Annotated in this window: 20 protein-coding genes; 10 read left to right on the forward strand and 10 right to left on the reverse strand. The window is 53.8% G+C overall.

From position 1 onward, the window contains the following. The first annotated feature begins 17 nt into the window (after positions 1–17). A complete protein-coding gene (locus ACPUC8_RS07475; RefSeq protein WP_494925948.1) occupies positions 18–617 on the forward strand; it encodes a glutathione binding-like protein in 600 nt (199 codons plus the stop codon). Positions 618–711: 94 nt separating this feature from the next. Next, positions 712–1,608, forward strand: coding sequence for an alpha/beta hydrolase (locus tag ACPUC8_RS07480; RefSeq protein WP_494925949.1), 897 nt, complete (start codon positions 712–714; stop codon positions 1,606–1,608). On the opposite strand, the gene biuH is transcribed toward ACPUC8_RS07480, so the two are convergent. The 4 genes from biuH to ptsJ form a co-directional block, all read right to left on the reverse strand. Then, complete coding sequence (gene biuH / locus ACPUC8_RS07485) at positions 1,597–2,304, reverse strand: biuret amidohydrolase (RefSeq protein WP_494925950.1); 708 nt, start codon at positions 2,302–2,304, stop codon at positions 1,597–1,599. The two genes, ACPUC8_RS07480 and biuH, sit on opposite strands and share 12 nt — an antisense overlap. Further along, positions 2,297–3,607 (reverse strand): purine-cytosine permease family protein, encoded by a 1,311-nt coding sequence (locus tag ACPUC8_RS07490; RefSeq protein WP_039332249.1) that lies wholly within the window; start codon positions 3,605–3,607, stop codon positions 2,297–2,299. Before ACPUC8_RS07490 ends, biuH begins: the two co-directional genes overlap by 8 nt. After that, the gene (locus ACPUC8_RS07495) at positions 3,597–5,048 is read right to left on the reverse strand and encodes an amidase (RefSeq protein WP_494925951.1); all 1,452 of its coding nucleotides are present in this window, start codon (positions 5,046–5,048) and stop codon (positions 3,597–3,599) included. Before ACPUC8_RS07495 ends, ACPUC8_RS07490 begins: the two co-directional genes overlap by 11 nt. A gap of 221 nt (positions 5,049–5,269) precedes the next feature. Then, positions 5,270–6,565 carry a MocR-like B6 salvage transcription factor PtsJ gene (ptsJ, locus tag ACPUC8_RS07500; protein ID WP_494925952.1) on the reverse strand — a complete coding sequence of 432 codons (1,296 nt, stop codon included), beginning with the start codon at positions 6,563–6,565 and terminating at the stop codon, positions 5,270–5,272. Positions 6,566–6,865: 300 nt separating this feature from the next. Here ptsJ and ACPUC8_RS07505 point away from each other — a divergent pair, with 300 nt between their 5' ends. Then, positions 6,866–7,702, forward strand: coding sequence for an undecaprenyl-diphosphate phosphatase (locus tag ACPUC8_RS07505; protein WP_494925953.1), 837 nt, complete (start codon positions 6,866–6,868; stop codon positions 7,700–7,702). Between the two features lie 153 nt (positions 7,703–7,855). On the opposite strand, the gene leuE is transcribed toward ACPUC8_RS07505, so the two are convergent. Beyond that, positions 7,856–8,494 carry a leucine efflux protein LeuE gene (gene leuE, locus ACPUC8_RS07510; RefSeq protein ID WP_039332260.1) on the reverse strand — a complete coding sequence of 213 codons (639 nt, stop codon included), beginning with the start codon at positions 8,492–8,494 and terminating at the stop codon, positions 7,856–7,858. Positions 8,495–8,714: 220 nt separating this feature from the next. Between leuE and ACPUC8_RS07515 the strand changes: the two genes are divergently transcribed. Both ACPUC8_RS07515 and ACPUC8_RS07520 read left to right on the forward strand, forming a co-directional pair. Then, positions 8,715–9,782: an ABC transporter substrate-binding protein gene (locus ACPUC8_RS07515; protein WP_494925954.1), complete on the forward strand. Its 1,068-nt coding sequence runs from the start codon at positions 8,715–8,717 to the stop codon at positions 9,780–9,782. Next, positions 9,751–10,479: a substrate-binding domain-containing protein gene (locus tag ACPUC8_RS07520; RefSeq protein ID WP_494925955.1), complete on the forward strand. Its 729-nt coding sequence runs from the start codon at positions 9,751–9,753 to the stop codon at positions 10,477–10,479. The genes ACPUC8_RS07515 and ACPUC8_RS07520 overlap by 32 nt, the downstream gene beginning before the upstream one ends. On the opposite strand, the gene ACPUC8_RS07525 is transcribed toward ACPUC8_RS07520, so the two are convergent. Continuing rightward, positions 10,465–11,322 carry a LysR family transcriptional regulator gene (locus ACPUC8_RS07525; RefSeq protein ID WP_494925956.1) on the reverse strand — a complete coding sequence of 286 codons (858 nt, stop codon included), beginning with the start codon at positions 11,320–11,322 and terminating at the stop codon, positions 10,465–10,467. The two genes, ACPUC8_RS07520 and ACPUC8_RS07525, sit on opposite strands and share 15 nt — an antisense overlap. A 164-nt stretch (positions 11,323–11,486) precedes the next feature. Here ACPUC8_RS07525 and ACPUC8_RS07530 point away from each other — a divergent pair, with 164 nt between their 5' ends. From ACPUC8_RS07530 to ACPUC8_RS07540, 3 genes are read left to right on the forward strand one after another with little or no spacing between them, the layout of a single operon-like run. Next, positions 11,487–12,668, forward strand: a complete 1,182-nt coding sequence (locus ACPUC8_RS07530) for a M20 family metallopeptidase (protein WP_494925957.1) — start codon at positions 11,487–11,489, stop codon at positions 12,666–12,668. Position 12,669: 1 nt separating this feature from the next. Beyond that, a complete protein-coding gene (locus tag ACPUC8_RS07535) occupies positions 12,670–13,473 on the forward strand; it encodes a transporter substrate-binding domain-containing protein (protein WP_058970310.1) in 804 nt (267 codons plus the stop codon). Further along, a complete protein-coding gene (locus ACPUC8_RS07540; RefSeq protein ID WP_494925958.1) occupies positions 13,460–15,091 on the forward strand; it encodes a M28 family peptidase in 1,632 nt (543 codons plus the stop codon). Before ACPUC8_RS07535 ends, ACPUC8_RS07540 begins: the two co-directional genes overlap by 14 nt. Here the strand turns inward: ACPUC8_RS07540 and ACPUC8_RS07545 are convergent. After that, positions 15,088–16,437 (reverse strand): hypothetical protein, encoded by a 1,350-nt coding sequence (locus ACPUC8_RS07545; protein ID WP_494925959.1) that lies wholly within the window; start codon positions 16,435–16,437, stop codon positions 15,088–15,090. The two genes, ACPUC8_RS07540 and ACPUC8_RS07545, sit on opposite strands and share 4 nt — an antisense overlap. Positions 16,438–16,752: 315 nt before the next feature. Then, positions 16,753–17,640: a LysR family transcriptional regulator gene (locus tag ACPUC8_RS07550; protein WP_058970305.1), complete on the reverse strand. Its 888-nt coding sequence runs from the start codon at positions 17,638–17,640 to the stop codon at positions 16,753–16,755. 91 nt (positions 17,641–17,731) lie between these two features. Here ACPUC8_RS07550 and ACPUC8_RS07555 point away from each other — a divergent pair, with 91 nt between their 5' ends. Continuing rightward, positions 17,732–18,706, forward strand: a complete 975-nt coding sequence (locus tag ACPUC8_RS07555) for an AEC family transporter (protein ID WP_494925960.1) — start codon at positions 17,732–17,734, stop codon at positions 18,704–18,706. An 8-nt stretch (positions 18,707–18,714) separates the two neighbouring features. Here the strand turns inward: ACPUC8_RS07555 and ACPUC8_RS07560 are convergent, their stop codons facing one another. Further along, entirely contained in the window at positions 18,715–19,596 is an 882-nt protein-coding gene (locus ACPUC8_RS07560; RefSeq protein ID WP_494925961.1) for a LysR family transcriptional regulator, read from the reverse strand. Positions 19,597–19,714: 118 nt separating this feature from the next. On the opposite strand from ACPUC8_RS07560, the gene ACPUC8_RS07565 reads away from it, so the two are divergent. Then, entirely contained in the window at positions 19,715–20,566 is an 852-nt protein-coding gene (locus tag ACPUC8_RS07565; protein ID WP_494925962.1) for a Vmh family MBL fold metallo-hydrolase, read from the forward strand. Between the two features lie 58 nt (positions 20,567–20,624). Here ACPUC8_RS07565 and ACPUC8_RS07570 read toward each other — a convergent pair whose 3' ends face one another. Beyond that, positions 20,625–21,632: an alpha/beta hydrolase gene (locus ACPUC8_RS07570; RefSeq protein ID WP_494925963.1), complete on the reverse strand. Its 1,008-nt coding sequence runs from the start codon at positions 21,630–21,632 to the stop codon at positions 20,625–20,627. Between the last annotated feature and the right edge of the window lie 200 nt (positions 21,633–21,832).

A 21,832-nucleotide genomic window follows, 5' to 3' on the forward strand; every position in this document is an offset into this window, starting at 1 on the left:
ACCAATAAGGATTGGTCATGAAGCTCTATTACGCCCCGCAAACCTGCTCACTGGCACCGCATATTGTTTTACGCGAGCTGGCACTCCCATTCGAACTTGTGCGCGTCGATAACCACACCAAACTGACCGCAGAGGGATGCGATTTCCGCAGCATCAATCCCAAGGGCTACGTTGCCGCGCTGGAATTGGCTGATAAGACGGTGATCACCGAAGGCCCGGCAATTATGTTGTACCTCACCAGCTTGCAGCCTGATGCGGCGCTCTCTATCGCTCCCGGATCAATGGCCTATATCCGGCTGCTGGAGTGGCTTAATTTTCTGGCTACCGAGTTACATAGCGGTATGGCCCCGCTGTTCAACCGTGCTTTACCGCAGCAGGTACGCGACACGTTCGAGCAACGTCTTTTCCGCCGCTTCGACTATCTGGAGCAGAGGCTGCACGACAACCTGTTCTTGCAGGGAGATCGGATTGGGTTGGCCGATATCTATCTGTATGTGCTGGCGGGTTGGTGTGATTTTTTTGCCATTGAGTTAGCACGCTGGCCTGCACTTCAGGCACATCATCAACGTATTCAAGCACGTCCGTCGGTTCAGGCTGCTGAGTTAGCCGAGCACTAATTGATGCGTTTACACATATCTTTCAACATCTTCTCCATCATCTCTGCCGATTATTCTGCTTCAATACCCTACTTTGACTCAGTCTGGATCGGCTATGAATCGTCGCCACTTTATCACTTGCCTGACGCTCGCCCCGTTTGTCGCGCAGAGCAACCTCAGCCTGGCTGCAACAGCTAAACCTGAAGTCATCCCCCTATGGCCCGGTCAGCCGCCGGGCGGTGGCGGCCCGCTGGGGGCAATGCAGTTCTCTGCCAAAGGCGCGCAGCGCAATATCGCGATGCCGACGCTCACCGTGGTTAAACCGGACAATCCCAACGGACGCGCGGTATTGATCGCCGCGGGTGGCGGCTATACGCGTATTGAAATGGGCAAAGAAGCCTGGCCGGCCGCCGCCTGGCTGGCGTCGCAGGGTTACACCGCATACGTCCTGAGTTATCGCTTGCCACAGGAGGGTTGGAAAGATGGTGCCATGGTGTCTTTACAGGACGCACAACGCGCGCTGCGTTTAGTTCGGCACCGCGAGGATCATGTCAGTGTGCTGGGCTTTTCGGCGGGGGGCCATTTGCTTGGCATGGCGGTCAATCGTCCTGATTTTCATGCTTATCAGGCTACAGACACGCTGGATAATCTTCCCGCCACCGCTGAACGCGCGGCGCTGATTTACCCAATTATTACGTTGGAACCGCCCTATTCGCATACGTCCACGCATAAGGTGTTGGTGGGTAAAGGCGCCACGCTGGCTGCCGATACCACCTGGTCAGTGCAATCCTACGTTAACCCACAGTCACCGCCTTTCTTCCTGGTACAGGCAGAGGACGACCCTATTTCCGATCCGCACAACACGCTGATCATGGCTAGCGCTTGCCAGCAGCAGCATATTCCGGTTGAGATGCATCGCTATCCCACTGGCAGGCACGGTTTTGGCATGGGTAAACCCGGCACACTCACCACCGAGTGGCCGGGGCACTATCTACACTGGTTAAGCCGTTAACGTTGCGGGGGCATCCGCTAACGCCACCAGTAAACCCTCTGAACTGGCGACCGCACCGAAAATGCCGCCCTGCATATGAATCATGCTCAGCGCCGCTTCATGGTGTTTACGTTCAGTGGCGGCGCAGCAGTCTGACAACACCAGGCACTCGAACCCGCGATCGTTGGCTTCACGTAGCGTGGTGTGCACGCAAACGTCCGTGGTGATGCCAGCGATAATCAGGTTGCGAATGCCCTGGCTGCGCAGAATCAGCTCCAGATCGGTGGCATAAAATGAGCCTTTACCCGGTTTATCAATGATGGTTTCACCCGGTAGCGGTGCCAGCTCGGGGATAATTTCCCAGCCGGGTTCGCCACGCACTAAAATGCGGCCGCAAGGTCCAGGCGCGCCAATTTCGGCCTGCATACGTTTGGAACGCCAGCGCTTGTTAGCGGGCAAATCGCTTAAGTCCGGGCGATGACCTTCCCGGGTATGGATGATCGGGAAAGACAATTCCCGCATGCGGGCCAGCACACGCTGCAAGGGTTCAATCGGTGCGCGCGTTAGCGCGATGTCATACCCCATGCTGTCAACGTAACCCCCTTTGCCACAGAAATCGGTTTGCATGTCGATAATGATCAGTGCGGTATCAGCGGGCGAGCCCTTTCCATCGAACGGCCACGGATACGGCGTAGAATCCACGGAAAATTCAGGCATTGTTCTGCTCCATCAGGTTGGCGGTGCTTTCGCGTTTGAATTTCACAATCAGGGTGTAACTCACCGCTGCAGTGACTAAACCAATTACCGCTTCACCAAACTGCGGGAATTCGATATGGGCAATGACGGCACACAGGCTGCCGATGGCCCACGCGGCGAAAGCGCTGCCGCGTAAACGGCGGGTTTTACGCTGTTCGCTAATTTTGGCCATAAAGATCAAATCGACGATCATCACCGCGCCAAACGGCGGCACCACAATACCGAGCAGACTCAGCCACTCGAGGAAATAGGACCACACCCCCGCCAGCGCCAGTGCACCGCCAATCACGCCAAGAATCACGGTCCAGAGACGCATTTTGCTGCTGAACAGATGGCTGAAGCCGACAGCACCGTTATACAAGCAATGGGTACAAACGGAACCAAGGTTGATGAAAACAAACAGGAAAGCGATAACCGACAGCAACATGCCATGGCCCATCAACATCGGCAGGAAGTTGCCGCCATTATTACCTGGGTCGACCGCTGCCCCGACCGCCACAATCACCACGCCGAATAGATAGGAGATCACATTCGCCATCGGAAAGGCAGAGAACGCAGCAATCACTGCTGATTTGCCATCTTTGGACCAGCGTGTGAAATCTGCCGTCATGGTGCCGGAATCGGCAAAGCCCGCCACCACCATGGTCACTGCGGTGCCCATGCTCATGGCACCTACCGCCGTTGCACTACCGTGGAATTGGGTCATGGTGCTGAAATCATGGTCCTGACCAATCAACCACAGCGCCACCAACCCGAGCACCACAAACAGAGGAGCGGCAATCATGCCGAGAATCGACAGTGCGCGCACGCCAAGGAAAGTGACGCCGGTGTAGAGCACCATCGCCAGCGCCGTTACCGCCAGCGCATTCCAGCCAAAGGTTTGATTGATGACAGTACCGGTGAGGCCCGTCTGGAAGGCATACCAGCCAATCACCACCGTGGAAAGAAAACCGGAGACCAGAATGTAGCCTTTGGTACCAAAAGTACGTTTAGCTTGCAGCGCGAAGTTCATCCCGGTATTGCCCGCAAACCAACTCAGCGCCCCGACATAGGCAAACAGCACCAGGTTACCCAACAGAATGGCAATGATCGCGGGCCAGAAGCCCAGGTGCCAGGTAATGATGCCGCCGAACAGCGCATTGGTCAGGATCATCGGGAAACCAAACCACACCGCCGATACGGAACGCGTAGAGTGACGGTGGCTCAACGGAACGGGTTCGTGTTCAAACTCCTGCTCCAACGCAGGTGATGATTTATCTTTCATGGGCAACTCCGATTGAAGCGGGATAAAGGTGATTCCAGGGTTGGATGTGCTCAAAAGCGGCACTGGCCGCCAGCACCAGGCCGTCATCCAGATGACGACCGACAATTTGCAAACCAATTGGCAAGCCGCTGGCTGTAAAGCCAGCTGGCACTGAAGCCGCCGGTTGGCCGGTAAAATTGAACGGATAACAGAACGACAGCCAGTGATCGCTGCGCACCATGCGGCCATCAATGATTTCCGGTCCCTGCATGTTGAGTGGGAACGGCGGCACGGCCAGCGTGGGGGTTAACAGCAGATCGTAGCGCTGCATAAAGCGCCACAGCTGGTTGCAGATTTTCTTGCGTGCAGTATTGGCATCGGTAAAGGTTTCCGCTCGCCAGTCACGTTGCAGCATGGCGCTGAGATGCGGTGACATACGCGAACCCAGTTCGGATTGCATCTGGCGCATGCCGGTCAAATCGCTTTCAAAAGCCACCAGCGCTGAAAAGGTCGCGCCTTCGTCGGCGATGCCAGGATCGACTTCCTCTAATTCTGCGCCCAGTTCATGTGCAAATTTTCGTGCGGCACTAGTGACAACGTCACGAACCTCTTTATCGACCGCCACATATCCAAAGTCGGCACTGAAGGCAATGCGCAGGCCGTTTAACGGCTTCTCTAAAACGCCAAGCCAGTCAACGTCACTGCAAGGGATTGAGTGGCGATCGCGCATATCCGGTCCGGCCATGACAGACATCATCAAGGCGCTGTCGCGAACGGTGCGCGTCATCGGCCCTATATGCTCGAGGGATTCCCAACTGGATACTCCCGGATAACGTTCATCACGGCATCCCGGCCACAGTGGCACGCGGCCCATTGAAGCTTTGAAACCATAAACGCCGCAGTGTGCCGCTGGAATACGTACTGAACCGCCGCCATCGCTGCCCAGCGCAATCGGGCAAAGTCGCGCCGCCAGTGCCGCACCCGAACCCGCGCTTGAGCCGCCTGGCGTTTTACTCAGATCCCACGGATTACGCGGAGAAGGAAACAACGGGTTATGACCGACACCGCTGTAACCAAACTCGGGCGCCGTGGTTTTGCCGAGCAAAATGGCATCGGCTGCCAGCAAGCGCTCCACCGTAATATCATCCTCTTCCGGGATAAAATCGGCATAGGCTGCGGAGCCAGAGGTGGTTTTGACGCCTGCGGTGCAAATCAGATCTTTCACCGCCAGCGGCACACCGGCGAATGCGCCCAGCGTTTCTCCTCTTGCGCGTTTCGCATCCACCGCCGCCGCTTGCTGTAACGCCCGGTCAGGTGTTGCGGTGCAAAATGCCTGAATTTGCGGCTCGCGCTGTGCCATACGCTCCAGCGCCGCTTGCGTCATTTCGCTGGCGGAAACTTCACCCTTGCGGATCAACCCGGCCAACGTGGTGGCATCGCCATCCAGTAATGCATCAAACATACAGAAACTCCCGATTTGGTCACTTAACGGGATTAATGCAGTTTGCGTGCCAGAAAATGCCAAAAAAGGAGTACAGCGGAGCAAAGCCAGATGGGATACGGACTTGGATACAAGATCGAATACTTATGTTTACTGAGGTGGCAGACTCAAGGCCTGAATGCACAAAAATAGCGCAGTGATGCGCCATGGATGTGTAAGAGTTGAGCTTTTAAGCAGAAATTTTAGTGGGCGATTAACTGCCCCACGGTGCGGGCGAAAACCTCAGCTTGCTGCACATCAAAATCTGACACGGTAATGCGCAAGCCATGCACCTTTTGGTCAAGAGCGAAGACTTCGCCACTGCGCACCAGCCAGCCATAGGTCGCCAGTTGCGTCACCAGTCCAGCGCTGTCCTGCTTTAACGGCAACCAGATATTGACGCCATCATGCTTAAGTGACGTTGTCACTCCATGATTAAGCAGCGCGTTGCTTAATGCGGCACGCCTCTTTTGATACTGCTCGCGCGCATCACTGACCGCGCTTTTTAATGTCGGTGACTGGAGTGCCGCCAGCGTGATGTCCTGCAATAAGTGGCTCACCCAATTACTGCCCGCGTTCAGCCGAATCGTCAGGCGCTTTGCTGTCTCTTCATCGCTGGCGACAAAGGCTAAGCGCATATCCGGTCCGAGGAATTTAGAGACCGATCGCACCAGCGCCCAACGCAAGGTTTCAGGGGGGATCACAGAATGATATTCGTGAGTGGAAAGCAGTGAAAAGTGGTCATCAACGATCACCACCACCTGAGGATAGTTCGCCAATAAAGCACGAATTTGTGCGGCACGGGTGGCGCTAAATCCCCAGCCTGTTGGGTTGTGCGCACGCGGGGTAATAATTACTGCCTGAACACCTGACGCCAATACCGCTTCCAACGCGTCCGCATTCAATCCCTCTTCGTCAATGCTAATGCCGACCGCATTTAACCGGCTGTTTTTCAACGTATTGATGCTGCTAAGGAAACAGGGATCCTCCACCACAACGCGGTCGCCGCTTATCAGATAACAGTTAAGTAAACGCTCAACGGCATCCACAGCACCATTAGTGAGCGTCAGTGAGAAGTCACCTTGAATATCGTTGCCTAGCCATTCTCGCCCATAATGCTCCAGTTCAGCATTGATAAGCGGTTCACCATAAAGACGATGACGAAACTGGAGCTGGCTAATCACGCTGCTTATGTCAGGCAACAACGAGGCGGATGGATTGCCACTGGCTAAATCGGTCAGAGTGACATCAGGCGGCGAACCTTCCTGAGCAACGCTTTCCGCCACACCGAGGATCACCGTTCCATTACGTCCACGTGACTCTGCGATACCGGCATCAATCAATCGCTTATAAGCGGATGCCACCGTATTGCGGTTTACCTCGAGTGCAATCGCTAATTCGCGCACTGGCGGCAGGGTATCACCAGGCAGATATCCGCCCGACTGTACACCTGAGCGAATCTGTTCAAAGATTTCACCTGCGGTTTTACCTGAAATCATCATTGATCCGTGACAGCTTATTTTTGGCTTACGGCATATTACTCACCGCTAGCCGTGATGTCTAACGCGGATCTTTATCCAAAAAACCTTCTTACTTTCACTGTTCCGCAATATCTGATTACAGAAATATCCACTCAATAAGCGCAACTCTTAATGAAAGATTAATCTGTATCCTTTTTTTTAATTTATGACGTTAAACCGTTCATCAACGTCGACTTAAATAGGAATAAACGCATCACGTTCTGACACATAACTATGTCAGGGTGCTGAGGATCTTTTCATTCTTTTAAGGGGAATCAGGTGAACTATTTCGACGTATCCATTTTGGCCGTGATACAAGGGCTGGCAGAACTGCTGCCGGTATCCAGTTCCGCCCATGTCATCATGACAGAAAAATTGCTTGGCCTTGATCCCAGCTCACCGGAGATGACCTTACTGCTGGTGATGCTGCACACCGGCACCATGTTTGCGGTGATTGTTTATTTCTGGCAGAACTGGCGTGACACCTATTTCAGCTCAACCCATGCTTTTAAGAAGAATGTGGTATTAATTATTCTGGCCACCTGTGTCACAGGTGCAGTCGGATTAACCCTAATGAAATTGATTCAATATTTCTTTGCGGCCAATGCAGACACCTTTGAAATAGAATCTTTATTTAGCAACAGTAAAATTATTGCCAGTGGATTAGCCGCCGCTGGTCTATTAATTATCGCTTCCTCGCGTTTGAAAGAAAAAGAACGTGGTGAGCTTTCCCCCATGAGCGCCGCAGGAATTGGTTTTGTTCAGGGGTTGTGCTTGCCGTTTCGCGGCTTCTCGCGCTCCGGTGCCACCATCTCGACCGGGCTTTCACTGGGGGTGGCACGTAAACGCGCCGAGGAGTTCAGCTTCGCCCTGGCTGTGGTACTGACGCCTGCGGTGATTGTGAAAGAAGGCTTGCGTGCCTTTTCGGCTGGATCACCGAATCACGTCGCTGTCAGCAGCGGTGTTCTGCTCCCCAGCTTAGTCGGCATGGTACTGAGTTTCGTCGCAGGCTTACTGGCATTGCGCTGGCTGTCTCGCTGGCTGGAACATGACCGCTGGCATCTGTTCGGCGGCTATTGTCTGTGCGCTGCCGTGCTGATTGGCTGGCTGGGTTAAAAGTGGCCGACAATCTCAAAGCGCGGTTCAATGAGCTAATGCTGGCCACTGAAGCGTTTTATGGTCACAATTAATGGTGACACTACAGAATGGATGTGGTCTTTGTAGGGTGCGCATTTATGCGCACCAAAACATAATGGACTGTTAGCTTATCTAACTCTGCGCACTCACCAGACGCACCGCAAAACCGAAGAACAGCATACCGGTCAGCATGTTGGCCAGTTTGACCAGCCGCGTGCGGTTTTTCAGGAAGCGCACCATCACGCTGCCCGCCATTAGCAGAATGAGGTAATAGCTCAGACTCATCAGTTGAATCATTGAACCCAGCACAGCAAAAGCAGGCGCAGTATGCGTTACCGCCGGATCGACAAACTGAATGAAAAACGAAACATAAAACAGTATCGCTTTGGGATTGGTGACGCCAAGCAACAGGGCGCGCAGGAAATAGTTTTCCACTTTCACCGTTTCGGTTGATGACGCGTTATCACGCTTGCGTAAAGCGCCAATAATAATCTTCACACCGAGGTAAAGCAGGAACATGGCGCCCAGATATTTCACTACCATAAAAATATGCGGGCTGGTCCGGATAAGGGTCGCAACCCCTGCCCAGGCAAGAAAAATCAAAATTAGATCGCCCAACATCACGCCGGCTATCGCTTTCGACGCGGCCTTCGCTCCGCGACTCATTCCGGTACGCAGCACATACAGACTGTTTGGCCCTGGCAGCAGAATAATCACCAGCGCGCCGGCCAGAAAAGTCCATAGATTGATAATACCTACATCGTGCAACATAACGGCAATGACTCCACAGCCATGCTGGCAAAATAGCCAGATGACAATTGTTATTGATTAAACAGGTGAGCAGCAATAGCGGATCGCACTGCTGGCAGAACGATATATTAGCAGATGGCACTGAGGGCTGTCGCAAACAACCTGCACCTGATGGAAACAAACCTATCCTGATGGTACCCAGCGCTATATAATCCGCTGTATTACGCTTCAGGAACCCCTTATGAACACCACTCATCGCCTTATACTTGCAGGTTTACTGACCTTTACCTCCATACACAGTTTCGCCAGCCGCGTCGTGACCGATCAGATTGGACGCGAGGTGACCATTCCAGACCAGGTCGATCGTGTCGTGGTGCTTCAGCACCAAACGTTGAATTTATTGGTGCAGTTAAATGCGACCGATAAAGTCGTCGGCATTCTCGCTAACTGGAAACAGCAGTTGGGAGACGGCTACGCGCAGCTGGTGCCAGAACTGACACAAAAAGCGATGCTCGGTGACCTGACGCATGTGGATTTGGAGAAGCTGGTTGCGCTGCACCCTCAGGTGGTGTTTGTCACCAACTATGCGCCAAAAGAGATGATCGATCAGATCTCGGCACTCGGTATTCCGGTGTTGGCCATCTCTTTGCGCCATGACGATGCCGGTCAGCAAGGCAAGATCAACCCGACGATGCAGAATGAGGGTCGCGCCTACGACCTTGGCATCAAAGAAGGCATCACTTTGATTGGTGAAGTGGTGAACAAGCAGCAACAGGCAAAAGAGTTGATCGCAGCAGCTTTCGCCGGGCGCAAACTGGTCAGCGATCGGTTGAAGAATCTGCCGGATCAGCAACGTGTTCGTGCTTATATGGCCAACCCGGACCTCACCACGTACGGTTCAGGTAAATACACCGGTTTGATGATGGCACATGCAGGCGCGTTGAACGTGGCTGCCGCCACCGTGCAGGGCTTTAAGCAGGTCAGCATGGAACAGGTGGTGGCGTGGGATCCACAGGTGATTTTTGTGCAGGACCGCTATCCGCAGGTGGTGCAGGAGATCAATCAAGACCCGCGCTGGCGCACCATTAGTGCAGTAAAAAACCATCAGGTCTGGCTGATGCCTGAATATGCCAAAGCCTGGGGCTATCCGATGCCGGAAGCCATTGGTTTAGGTGAATTGTGGATGGCGAAAAAGCTCTATCCTGAAAAATTCCGCGATATCGATATGCAGCAGCAGGCGAATCGCTGGTATCAACGCTTCTACCGAACCCCTTATCATGACAACACTGCAGATACTGGCAGCCGGTAGCCTGCGCGGCGCGTGGCCTGAACTGATGGCGGCGTTTTCGGCACAATCAGGCATAACAGCGGAGACGCAATTTGGCCCGGCCGGGCTGCTACGCCATCGCATCGAGCAAGGTGAAGTTTGCGATTTTTTCGCCTCCGCCAACTTGCTGCATCCCGCCACATTGCGACAAAAAGGTCTCGCAAATGAGACTGGCCGCTTTACCGCCAACGCCTTGTGCCTGACTGTTAAACGTGACACTGTCACTGAAAACGATAACTGGCTTTCACTCCTGCTACGCGATGATTTGCGACTGGCGACCTCAACGCCACTGTGTGACCCATCAGGCGACTATACCTGGCAGCTGTATGACAACATCGAACAGCGTCATCAGGGTTGGGGCGAACAGTTGAAGCGTAAAGCCCGCCCTTTGGTGGGCGGCCCCAACAGTTTGCCGGTTCCTGCGGGTGAACTGGCAGCGCGCTGGTTAATCGATGAGGGGCACGCTGAATTGTTTATCGGTTATGCCAGTTATCAACCTCGCTTGATGCTTCATCCTCAGTTGCAGGTTTTCACCATTCCTGAACCCTACAACGTACCGGCCGAATATGGTTGGGCGATGCTGTCTTCGGCGGCTCAGCACCTTGCGGCTTTCCTGAACTCACCTATTGCACAGCAGATTTTGCAGCAGCATGGCTTTGTTTCGTCATTCAAGCCTTAGCTCGTCGAACATCTCGACGAACGGCAGAATCACCGAAGCCTCCGTGCTGGCGTGGTGGTAAAGCAGCCAGGTTCTGCTTTTCAACGCTTCGCCCGCTACCCTGATGGGCTGTCGGCATATGCCTTCGGGCAACGGCTGATAGCTCGATACGATGGCATAGCCCAATCCACGCTCCACCATTGCCAGACAGACTTCCAGTTTATCTACCTGCATCGCCACGCGTGGCGCCAGTGAATAGTTTGCATTCCACCAGCGCTCAATCAGGTGAGTAATATGCCCGCCATGATTAATGCGTATCTGCGGTAATTGCGGGAGAAAGCGCAGGTCGAGCGGTTGCTGGCTCACCAACCAATAATCATCTTCATCCACCAGCCGCTTGCCGTGACGCCAGTGATAGTCATCTTTCACCAGGGCGACATGCACCTCTTCGCGTTGCAGTTTTTGGTACATCTCTTCACTCAAACCGCTGACCAGATTAACGCGAATACCACTGTGTGTTTCTGAGAAACGCGCCAAAATGGCTGGGAGTCGATAGGCTGCATAGTTGCTGGTGACGCCAATTCTTAACTCCCCCTGGCGTGGCTGAGACAAATTTTGCAGCGTCTGACGCAGTTGCTGTGAGTCATTCAGCATTTTGGCGGCGTGTTGCGCCAGATAGCGCCCCTGGGCACTGAATGTCAGTTGACGGCCACCCTCTTCAAATAGCGCGACGCCCAGTTTACGTTCGATCTGCTTGAGGCGATAACTGAGCGCAGGCTGAGAGGTATAAAGCTGTTGGGCTGCTCGCGTAATGTTTTGGTACTGCCAAACGGTATGAATAATCAGCCAGTCTTTTTCGTTCATCGCCCCTCCTTCACTGCTTCCATAAAATAATTTTTGCGTAATCAGTGCAAGCAATAAAAAAGCTCAATTGGGAATCCAGGTAAAAGCCCTGTATATCTTAATAACACATTGAACTTAAATACTTTATTGCACTATCACAGTGAAGTTCCGCACGGGGATGCACCATGAGTGAGCAAAAGAATAAAATTCTTTTTGCGGTTGAGCAGATAAGCCAACAAATGACCGATTTGGCACGTGCTATCCATGCACGGCCGGAATTAAGTTTTGCCGAGCACTATGCCAGTGCTGCATTGCAAGCCCCTTTGCTGGCTGCAGGGTTCATAGTCAGCAACCCTGTAGCAGGACTGGAAACAGCATTCCGTGCGCGATTAGACACGGGCAAACCGGGCCCACATGTGGCACTGCTGGCGGAATATGATGCACTGCCGGGTCTTGGGCATGCCTGCGGCCATAACCTGATCGGCACCGCGTCAGTGGCGGCCGCCGTTGCACTGGCTAACAGCGGCACCCTGCAATCTGGCGTACTGGAAGTGATTGGCACGCCTGCCGAGGAGGAAGGCGGCGGGAAAATTATTATGGCGGACGATGGCGTATTTGCAGGCATTGACGCGGTAATGATGTTCCATCCGCGTGAAAAGAACATGATGACGCGGGGTGCATTAGCCTGCGTCGATGCCACCTTCAAATTTTATGGCAAAGCAGCACATGCCGCCTCTGCACCGCATCTCGGTATCAGCGCGCTGGATGCGGTCATCCAGACGTTTGTCGGCATTAATGCTTTGCGTCAGTTCTTCACCGATGACGTCAGAGTCCATGGCATCATCACCGACGGCGGCAGTGCCACCAACATTGTCCCTGCCTATGCCGAAGCCAAATTCCTGATGCGCGCCGCAACGGTGGCCGGCTTACAAACCGTGCGCAGTAAAGTGTTCGCCGCCGCGCAAGGGGCCGCAGACATGAGTGGTGCACGTATAGAGATCGAAGAAGGTCTCACCTACGCCGAACGCAATAATAACCACGCGCTGGCCGGTTTGTTCCAGTCCAACATTGAAAAAATGGGTTTAGTGGCACATGCCGCACCGGAACGTGGCGGCGTGGGCTCTTCAGATATCGGCAACGTCAGCCAGGTGACGGCTGCCATCCATCCCTATTTACGTATTGGAGATGTGGTCCCCCATACTCCGGAGTTTGCGGCTGCCGCAGCTTCTGACAGCGGGATTGAAGCGATGCTGAATGCGGCGCGCGCCCTCGCCATGACCACCTTTGACCTACAAGACAACGATCATTTAACAACCGTTCGCGATGAGTTTATCGCCTGGCAATCAACCGTTCCGCAGGAGAATTAAAATGAAAAAGACGCTTTCCATGGTGGCCGCTTTGACCCTGGCATGCAGCAGCCCACTCTTCGCCGCAGACAACGTGTTACGCGTAGCCGCTGACCTCAGCTACCCTCCGTTCCAGTACCGAGACGCTTCCGGCACACCCACCGGTTTTGAAATTGATATCACCAATGCGGTGTGTAAAGCAGTGAATATCACCTGCGAGTACGTGGTCAGCAGTTTTGATGCGGAAATCCCCTCTCTGATGGCCAAAAAGGTGGATTTCATTTCCCCGCTCGGCGCCACCGAGAAGCGTCGTAAATCCATCGACTTTAGCGACTTCATTTATCACATCCCGACAAAATTAGTGGCGCGTAAAGGCAGCAACCTCCAACCCGATGCGGCTTCACTGCAGGGCAAACATATTGCCGTGCAACAGGGTTCCATCCAGGAGATGTACGTAAATAAATTCTGGGCACCCAAAGGCGTGGATATTGTGATGTATGCCGATCAGGATGCGATCTACCTGGATCTCGCGGCAGGTCGTCTTGATGGCGCATTAAGTCCAGGCGTTGCCGTGACCTATGGTTTTTTGAACAAGCCAGAAGGCAAGGATTTCGCGCTGACCGGACCTGAAGTGCGCGACGATAAATTGTTCAGCATTGGTTCGGCCTATGGCGTGCGCAAAGGCGATGAAAAGACGCAAAAATTGCTGAATGAAGGCTTAGCCAAAATTGTAGCGGACGGCACATGGGAAAAAGTGAAGCAGCACTATTTTGGCGATCTGGAGATGAAAGTCACACGTGTGGAACCCGATCATGCCAGCCAGTGATATGCAGGCGCTGATGCGTGCGACGCTGGAGCAGTTCCAGCATCTGCATCGTTTATCGGGTAGCGTTGATGCGGAACGAAGTGCGGACTGGTTGTGTGAGCAGCTGAGCCAGCATCAGATTCCGCATCGACGTGAATATTGCGATCTGTGGCTGAGCGATCCACTGGACGCCACGCTGACTGTGGCGGGTCAAGAATTCCGGGCGAAAACCCGATCCTTTTCGGCCCACTGCCCTGAGGGCGTGGAGGCTGAATTATTTTACGATGCCCAATCTCTGGCTTTCATCCCTGAGAACGCGGCAGCCAGCTGGGCAGACAAGGTACACGGTAAACTGGTGCTCGCCGACCAGGGCTTCGAGGATTACGTGCAGCGTCTGATGCAAGCAGGTGCGCTGGGATTAATTCATATCTGGGGTTCAGCGGAATCCGCGCTGCATGAAGAGACGGTGGGCCCGATCTGGGGCACACCGGTACCCGATGATGTGCAACGCTATCCCACCATTCCGGTGATCAGCATTAATCATCAGGCTGGTGCGCAACTGCGATCACAATTATCAACGCAAAAGCTCACGGCAAAGATCACCACCCTTTTAAATGAGCATGTTGCCACCTGCTCGCTACCCGTGGTGGAATTGCCTGGCAGCAGTGATGAGTTTGTCTTGCTCTCATCCCATTACGACTCATGGCATGAGGGCGTAACGGATAATGCCACCGGCAACGCCCTCTGCCTCGCGCTGGCTGTACTGTTCAACGGCCAGCGCTTATTACGCGGTTTACGTATCGCTTTCTGGCCCGGTCACTCCAATGCGCGCTATGGCGGTTCAACCTGGTATGCCGATCATCACCGTGCAGCGTTACTGCGCGATTGCGTCGCGCATATTAATGTCGACTCACCCGGCTGTCAGGGCGGTTCGCAGTTGGTGGTTAACGCCAGCGGCGCGGAATCGACTGACTGGCTTCATCAGGCTATCAAAGCCACAACCGGTAAACCGGCCGATCGCGTGACGCCGATGGGGAAAGGGGGTGACCAGTCTTTCTGGGGATTGGGCATCCCGCTGCATTTTGCCTTACGGGAAGTACCTGAGCAGCGGCAATCCCTCTCGCCTGGCAGCGGCGGCGGTTGGTGGTGGCACACGGAAGAAGATACCTTAGACAAAGTCGATGAAGGCTACCTGTGGCGAGATTTTCAGATACACCATCGCTGGCTGGACTCGCTGCTGTGCCATGAGCCGCTGCCAATCGATGCTAAACATTATCTGCAGCAGATCGATGCCGCTCTATTACAGCTGCAAGGTGAGATTGATAGGGCGTTCTCCTTAAAGCCACTACGCGAACGTGTGGCCGCACTCATCACACTTATTGAAAAGAAAAGTTTTAGCGCTGCGCAACTCGTGCAAGCCATTGGCTTATTGCACCGAGCGCGCTACCGGGCGAGTGATGATTTCCATCCCGATCTCAGTTTCCACGGCGGCGCGTTTCCTGGGTTACAGCTGTTAAGGGGTTTCCGTCGAGAGCAATGCAGCCAGCGCTACTGGTTGATGCTAACCACTCAATTTATTCGCCAGCGCGATCGTATTGGCGAATTGTTCGCTGACAGCGAGCGTCTGTTGTCAAATTAAAGGAAATCCCCTTTCGTCTGACGCAACAGGCTGCGCACCGCCCAACGCGCTTCCAGCTTTATCCGACTGGCGGCTTTTTGGTAGCGGCTGTTGCGCTCTGACGCCTCCAGTACACGACGCAATAAGACGCAATAGTCCATCACTAAACCGGGAGTCCAGGTCATGCCTTCAGCACGACTGCGAACCAGACTAAGCAACCAAAAATCAGGATTAAGCAGCACCCAAAACCCTTTTAAGCCGCGCTCACCCAACAAGCCCTCTGTTGCCACATCGATTGCCTGCATGACGCTGGTTGAACAGTTGCGTGACGTCAGGTTATAGCGCGTATGAGAAGCATTGCTAAGCCAATAGTTACGCAGCGCGGCTTGGTTGTAATGCGGCAATACCAGGCGTTTATCCGGGCGACACCACGCCTTAATCTCTCTTTCAAGTGACGGTCGCATAAAACCTTCAACGTCATACTCCTCACGAGCACGCAAGGTATTCAGGAAACCACGGAAATTCCGCGATACATCGTCAACGGGGTACAAGCTGATATACAGCTCATCGCCCATTTCCAGTGAAGTATGGCCTGTGGAGACTTCGCCACGATGATCAATCGCCGCCACCCAGCGATCGAACCATGGGCGTCTTCCCGATACCTCGCCTGAACCGAGTGGCGTCCAGATATAGATATTGAGCGGCGCGCTAACCGGCGTGGCGCTCAGAGGCGGATGGCAATAATCGAGTCCATGAGGCGCACGCAGACCCTTGCGGGTAAACAGCGGCAGCGCGGCAACGCTGGTATTATCCGGCAAAGCATGGATTTGTGCTGCCATTGTCAGCAAGCTCAGACTCCAGCCCGCCAGCAGCAATGCAAAACACAGCGGCACAATCACGTGGGGTGACCACGGCCAGTGTGTGGCAATCAGCACGCTGAACAACATCTCCGCGCATCCCAGTGTCAGCTTGCGCGTCCAGCGGCGGCATCGCATCAAACTACACGAGATGACGCGAAAACCACCATCCAGCAGGAAGATCGCAGAAAATGCCAGTGAGATGCAAAGGCCATTATCATGTGGGGCAAGAAAGACCACGATGCCAAATATCATCAGCACTGCGGCTTTAGCCAGTGGCGGCCAGGCGATACCCGCAGGCTGGTAAATCGCGCCAAGCGTTTCTGCTATGCCCTCTAATGCCAGAAACAAACCCAGTACGTGCAACGGGAGGGATAAACTTCCATGTTGCAGCAGATCGATCAGGATCCCGCCACTGGCGCCCGCACTCAGCAGACCAAGTGCCGCCAGATATGGCCAACCGGCTCGCAGTGCCGGTCCACCCATCAATAGAAATAATAATCTCAGCAAGGAAGCTCTCCAGCGGATAATGCACCGTTCAGTTCGATCTGTAGACGCAACGAAACAACAGGAGTTCTGTTGCCGATCAGCGATTCTGACTTCGTTTACTGATGGTTGTGACTGTGAGGGCACTCTAGCGGGCGAAGATTAAAATTGGCTTAATGGTTAAGTAAAGATTGGTTTAAATTTTAATCAGTTAAAAGGAGGTTCAGTGGCGATTTCAGGCTGAAACTGCGCGCATTCATACAACGCACCAATATTTAACCATTTGAATTTATAGCTTAAATCCCACCAGTCGCAGAATAATGTGCGGCTGGCGTAGGGCTATTTTACAGGATGACGTTGAATCAGCAGTTTTAAAAAACTGTCGAGACATGGATTGCGGTTGTCACTGCTCCATGCCACAGCGAGATTCACCTGCGGCGCATCGGCCAGCAGTTTGAATACGATGCCATCCATTTTCAACTGCTGAACCGAAGACGGCACCAGCGCCACATAGTTGGCATCATTAACCAGACTCAGCATGGTGTGTTGTAAACGCACCTGTAAACTCACCATCGGCTCAAAACCGTGGGCGCGACAATAATCCATAATCACTGCGGTTAAACGGCTACCGGCACTGGCAGCGGTCATGACAAAAGGATCGTCACGCAGATGTTCGATGCGTAATTTTCGACTTTTGGCCAAGGGGTGAGTGCGCGACATCGCCACGCACAGAGGTTCGGTTAACACGGTTAGCGTTTGCATGCCGACACGTGACGTGCCTTCCACCAGCACCGCGAGATCCACCTCGCCCGCCAGCACTTTATCTGGCAAATCTTCGGTAACGGCCTCTTCCAGCTCCAGCGCGATATTTGGGTAATGGTGGCGAATCATTCTCACATATTCAGGAATGACGCTGTGTGCCGAATACATGGTAAAGCCGACGCGCAAGGAACCCGATTTGCCTGAAGCGGTGTCACGCGCCAGGCTTTGCGCCTGTAGCAATGCTTCAAGGATCTTGCGCGCATCCTGATAAAAGCTCTCGCCTGCGGGCGTGAGCATTAGCTGGCGCGTGTTGCGCTCCACCAGCAAGGTTCCCACGGCTTTCTCTAAGGCAGCAATATGACGACTCAGCGACGGCTGCGACATATGCAGGCGCTCCGCTGCGCGGTGAAAGTTCTTCACTTCAGCCAGCGCGATGAAGTAACGCAGCGGCTTAATATCCAGCATGATTCATTTTTCGTATCAATCCCGGTCAGATTTGCTATTGGAACTGTATCAGGAAACACTTTACAGTCCTCCAGCTTAACGGGAGGACAAGATGTTAGCTACGTTTCTGATTCTTTTGCCGGTGTTCGGCTTAATTGTGGCGGGATACGCCTGCCGCATGTTGGGGGTACTGGGGCCCACTGCTGCCACTGAACTGAATAAGTTCGTTGTCTGGCTGGCACTGCCTGCGTTGTTGTTTGACATCATGGCGCATACGCCATGGCACACCATTTATCAGCCGGGATTTTTCTGGGCGTTTGCCCTCTCCTGTGCTGCGGCTTTTGTGATCGTCTTTGCCTTTCAAAAGGCCAAAGGCAAATCCACTGCCGATGCCAGTGTCGATGGCGTTGCTGCCGCTTATCCCAATACCGGCTATCTTGGTTTCCCGTTATTACTGCTGATCTTTGGCAAGAGCAGCCTGATCCCAACCACCACTGCCACCATTGTGGTCGCCTGTATCTTGTTTGCGATAGCCATCGCGATGATTGAGATTGGCTTACAGAGTGAGCGCGAATTTCATCGACTGGCCATTAAAGTCCTGCGCGCCATTCTTAAAAACCCATTGATTATTTCACCGTTGCTGGGCGCAGCCTGTTCCAGCGCGGGATTAACGTTACCCGACAGCATTGAGACATTCCTGAAGATGCTAGGTGGCGCAGCCAGTCCCTGTGCATTGGTCTGTTTAGGGGTGTTCCTGGCCAGCAGGCAGAAAGCCAAACCCAGCGAACTGCCAAGTGGCGCGAAAATGAGCGCTTCCACCGTCGGGTTAGTTGTGGTGGCTAAATTGATCATGCAGCCATTGCTGACGTGGGTGCTGGCCGTGTGGTTGTTTCATCTGCCCGATGACCTGACCAAAATGGCGATTCTGCTGGCGGCGTTACCCACCGGCACCGGGCCGTTTATGCTGGCGGAGTACTATCGCCGCGATGCACAGATCACGTCAGGCGCGATCCTGATTTCAACCGTGTTATCGATTGTCACTTTAGTGGCCATTATGCACTTTATGCAGGTCACGCCGGTCGCATAACGGATGGGCTACTTCCCGTTTAGCCGCTGCTGCACCGCATCCAGAAAGAGCCGCAGCGCCGCCGGTTGGCGTTCTCGCGACATATATAAGCCGTAGATGCCCAGCGTTTTGGGCGCAAAGTCGGGCAGCACGCATTGTAGCTGCCCGCTTTCAATGCCGGCTCGCGCTTCCATCTCCGGCACCATCGCCAGTCCGCATCCTGCTATCGCGGCGTCACATAGCACGGACGAAATGCCCGCACTAAAATTGCCACTTACCGCAGCCGTCACCCCTTCGCCCTGTGCGTCTTTGAACTGCCAGCTCTGCCCGGCAAAGCGACTGTAGTGCAGGCAATTGTGCTGAGCCAGGGCTTGTGGCGTATCCGGTATGCCGTGCTCACGCAAATAGCCCGGTGAGGCGCAGACCACCGAAATACATTCGCCAAGCCGCCGCGCAATCGCCCCTGGTTCCGGATCGTCGGTGATACGCACAGCGACATCAATACGTTCTCCCACCAGGCTTACCGGTTGGTTATTGATTTCAAGTTCAATCCGCACCGCCGGATAGCGTGCCAGAAACGCCGGAATCATCGGACCAAGGATATGGGTTGCGGTGGAATGGGCGCAAGCCACGCGCAACGTGCCCTGCGGCTCTCCCGGCGCGCCCTGCCCGGTGATCTCATCTGCCAGCCGAGCCAACATGCGGGTTTTTTCGAGGATTTTCTCCCCGGCAGGCGTGATGGTGAGGCGTCGGGACGAACGATGCAGCAAGCGAACGCCCGCCCATTTTTCCATCTCATCCAGATAACGGCTGACCATCGGACGTGAGATATCCAGTGCCCGCGCCGCGGCACTCAGGCTGCCCAGTTCGCAAATGCGGTTAAACACCGATGCGGCTGTCACTCTGTCCATGCGTCTCCATCTGATCGTTTTATGAAACTGACCATCTCTAATTGCGGGAATTCTATCAAACGGCAATTTACATACAATGGCCCTGTTACCTGCCGAAGACCGAATTAAGGATATAAAGATGAAGTTGAAGACCCTGGCGTTGATGATGACACTCGCCGCAAGCCCCGCCTTTGCCGCCCCACTGTATTTAGAAGTCTACAATCCTCAGGAGCAAGGCGTATTCCCGGTATCCTCTACGCTGGTTTCTGGTCCCCATGAGGCGATTCTGTTCGATGCGCAATTCAGCCCGAAAGATGGCGAGAAACTGGTGCAGATGATCAAAGCCAGCGGGAAGAAACTGACGCAGATTGTCATCACTTCTGGCGATCCTGATTTCTACTTCGGTCTGGAACCGATTTTAAAAGCCTATCCGCAGGTGAAAATCGTTGCATCGCCGCTGGTGGTTGAACATATCAAAGCCACCAAAGACGCTAAATTGCAGTACTGGGGTCCGAAAATGCCCGGCGGCGCCCCCGCTAAGCTTTATGTCCCGCAGATGACTCATCAAACGGCCTTTAGCGTGGACGGTGAACGCATTGAGTTACGCCATGCTGATGACAAATCCGCCTACGTGTGGATCCCTGCCAACAAAGCCGTGTTAGGTGGCACCGCAGTGGCGGCCGATATTCACGTCTGGACCGCAGATACACAGACACCGGCCAGCCGCGCGCAGTGGCGCAGCGTACTGTCTGAAATTCAGCAGTTGAAACCAAAAGAGGTGATCCCAGGCCACTACATCGGTACCCGTCCAGCGGGAGATCAGGCGGTGACCTTCACGCTCAACTATCTGCAAACCTTTGAGAACGCTCTGCAGAAAAATAAGGGTTCTGCTCAGGTGATTCAGGCGATGAAAGCCGCGTATCCCGGCCTGCCAGACGAGAGTTCACTGGAATTAAGTGCCAAAGTGAATACCGGTGAGATGAAGTGGTGAGGGAAATCTAAGTTCTGAGCGAAAGAGGCCAGACGCATGATGCGTCTGGCCTGTGTGGTTATTGCAAATGGGTCTTGAGTTCCTCCGCCGCCTGGCGGATGGCGGTGCGAACCGCCGGTACATCACTCAAGCCGTTAAGCAGACCATAATCATGAATCAAGCCGTTATAGCGTGTAACGGTAACATCCACACCCGCAGCGTCCAGTTTGCGTCCAAAGGCTTCGCCTTCATCACGCAATACATCCAACTCTGCCGTCTGGATTAAGGTTGGCGGTAATCCCTGCAGTTGTTCACGCGTGGCGCGCAGTGGTGAGGCCAGGATGTTGTTGCGATCGCTCTCTTTGGTGGTGTAAGCATCCCAGAACCACTTCATCATATTGCGTGACAGGAAATAGCCGTTCTGGAACTGGTCATAGGACGCTGTATTGAAATGGGCATCGGTCACCGGCCACAGCATTACATCATAGCGAATCGCCGGGGTGTGCTGTTGCTTTGCTTGTAAAGCAACGGCTGCCACCATATTGCCTCCCACACTGTTACCGACCAGCGCCAGACGCGTGCCATCTACCCCGATTTCGCTACCGTGTTCAGCTACCCAGCGTGTGGCGGCATAGGCTTGATTAATCGCCACCGGGAAGTGGGCCTCGGGTGACGGCGTGTAGTTAACAAATACCGCTGCGGCACCGGATTCCACCACCAGGTCACGCACCAGACGTTCATGAGTCTGGAAATCGCCCAGAATCCAACCGCCGCCGTGGAAAAACATAAAGACCGGCAGTGTCCCTTCAGCATGCGGCGGCTTCACGATGGTCAGTGTGATTTTCTCGCCCTGCACATCAATGGTTTTCTCACTGACTTGAGCGGCGGGCAGTTTCACCCCCTTTTGCGCATCAATCAGCACCTGACGTGCAGCTTCAGGAGACAACTGCTCAATAGGTTTACCTCCTCCGCTATTGAGCGCATTCAAAAATTGCTGCACGTGACGCTCTGGCTGAGGTGACGCCGCAAAGCTATTGGTTGCAGCAGCGGCCATGGCAACGGCGATTAATGTGTGTTTGATTTTCATCTGTCATGTTCCTTTTTGTTTTGAGCGATTATATCGCACGCTATTTAAATGTTTAAAAACGCGGGTTGGTGTTCGTGTTGGATCAGAATTTATATAGCGCACTACCTAATAGCAAGATATTTATTTGCCGGATTGATTATAAATTTCACAATGCATTGTTTTTTATGAAATTAATTTTATCTTCGGTATCAGAATGCGTC

The sequence above is a fragment of the Pantoea sp. CFCC18177 genome, assembly GCF_059412425.1.

Bases quoted from the DNA above. Each gene is read 5' to 3' on its own strand.
- ACPUC8_RS07475 (WP_494925948.1), top strand. From the start codon at position 18: ATGAAGCTCTATTACGCCCCGCAAACCTGCTCACTGGCACCGCATATT.
- ACPUC8_RS07480 (WP_494925949.1), top strand. From the start codon at position 712: ATGAATCGTCGCCACTTTATCACTTGCCTGACGCTCGCCCCGTTTGTC.
- biuH (WP_494925950.1), bottom strand. From the start codon at position 2,304: ATGCCTGAATTTTCCGTGGATTCTACGCCGTATCCGTGGCCGTTCGAT.
- ACPUC8_RS07490 (WP_039332249.1), bottom strand. From the start codon at position 3,607: ATGAAAGATAAATCATCACCTGCGTTGGAGCAGGAGTTTGAACACGAA.
- ACPUC8_RS07495 (WP_494925951.1), bottom strand. From the start codon at position 5,048: ATGTTTGATGCATTACTGGATGGCGATGCCACCACGTTGGCCGGGTTG.
- ptsJ (WP_494925952.1), bottom strand. From the start codon at position 6,565: ATGATTTCAGGTAAAACCGCAGGTGAAATCTTTGAACAGATTCGCTCA.
- leuE (WP_039332260.1), bottom strand. From the start codon at position 8,494: ATGTTGCACGATGTAGGTATTATCAATCTATGGACTTTTCTGGCCGGC.
- ACPUC8_RS07515 (WP_494925954.1), top strand. From the start codon at position 8,715: ATGAACACCACTCATCGCCTTATACTTGCAGGTTTACTGACCTTTACC.
- ACPUC8_RS07520 (WP_494925955.1), top strand. From the start codon at position 9,751: ATGACAACACTGCAGATACTGGCAGCCGGTAGCCTGCGCGGCGCGTGG.
- ACPUC8_RS07525 (WP_494925956.1), bottom strand. From the start codon at position 11,322: ATGAACGAAAAAGACTGGCTGATTATTCATACCGTTTGGCAGTACCAA.
- ACPUC8_RS07530 (WP_494925957.1), top strand. From the start codon at position 11,487: ATGAGTGAGCAAAAGAATAAAATTCTTTTTGCGGTTGAGCAGATAAGC.
- ACPUC8_RS07535 (WP_058970310.1), top strand. From the start codon at position 12,670: ATGAAAAAGACGCTTTCCATGGTGGCCGCTTTGACCCTGGCATGCAGC.
- ACPUC8_RS07540 (WP_494925958.1), top strand. From the start codon at position 13,460: ATGCCAGCCAGTGATATGCAGGCGCTGATGCGTGCGACGCTGGAGCAG.
- ACPUC8_RS07550 (WP_058970305.1), bottom strand. From the start codon at position 17,640: ATGCTGGATATTAAGCCGCTGCGTTACTTCATCGCGCTGGCTGAAGTG.
- ACPUC8_RS07555 (WP_494925960.1), top strand. From the start codon at position 17,732: ATGTTAGCTACGTTTCTGATTCTTTTGCCGGTGTTCGGCTTAATTGTG.
- ACPUC8_RS07560 (WP_494925961.1), bottom strand. From the start codon at position 19,596: ATGGACAGAGTGACAGCCGCATCGGTGTTTAACCGCATTTGCGAACTG.
- ACPUC8_RS07565 (WP_494925962.1), top strand. From the start codon at position 19,715: ATGAAGTTGAAGACCCTGGCGTTGATGATGACACTCGCCGCAAGCCCC.
- ACPUC8_RS07570 (WP_494925963.1), bottom strand. From the start codon at position 21,632: ATGAAAATCAAACACACATTAATCGCCGTTGCCATGGCCGCTGCTGCA.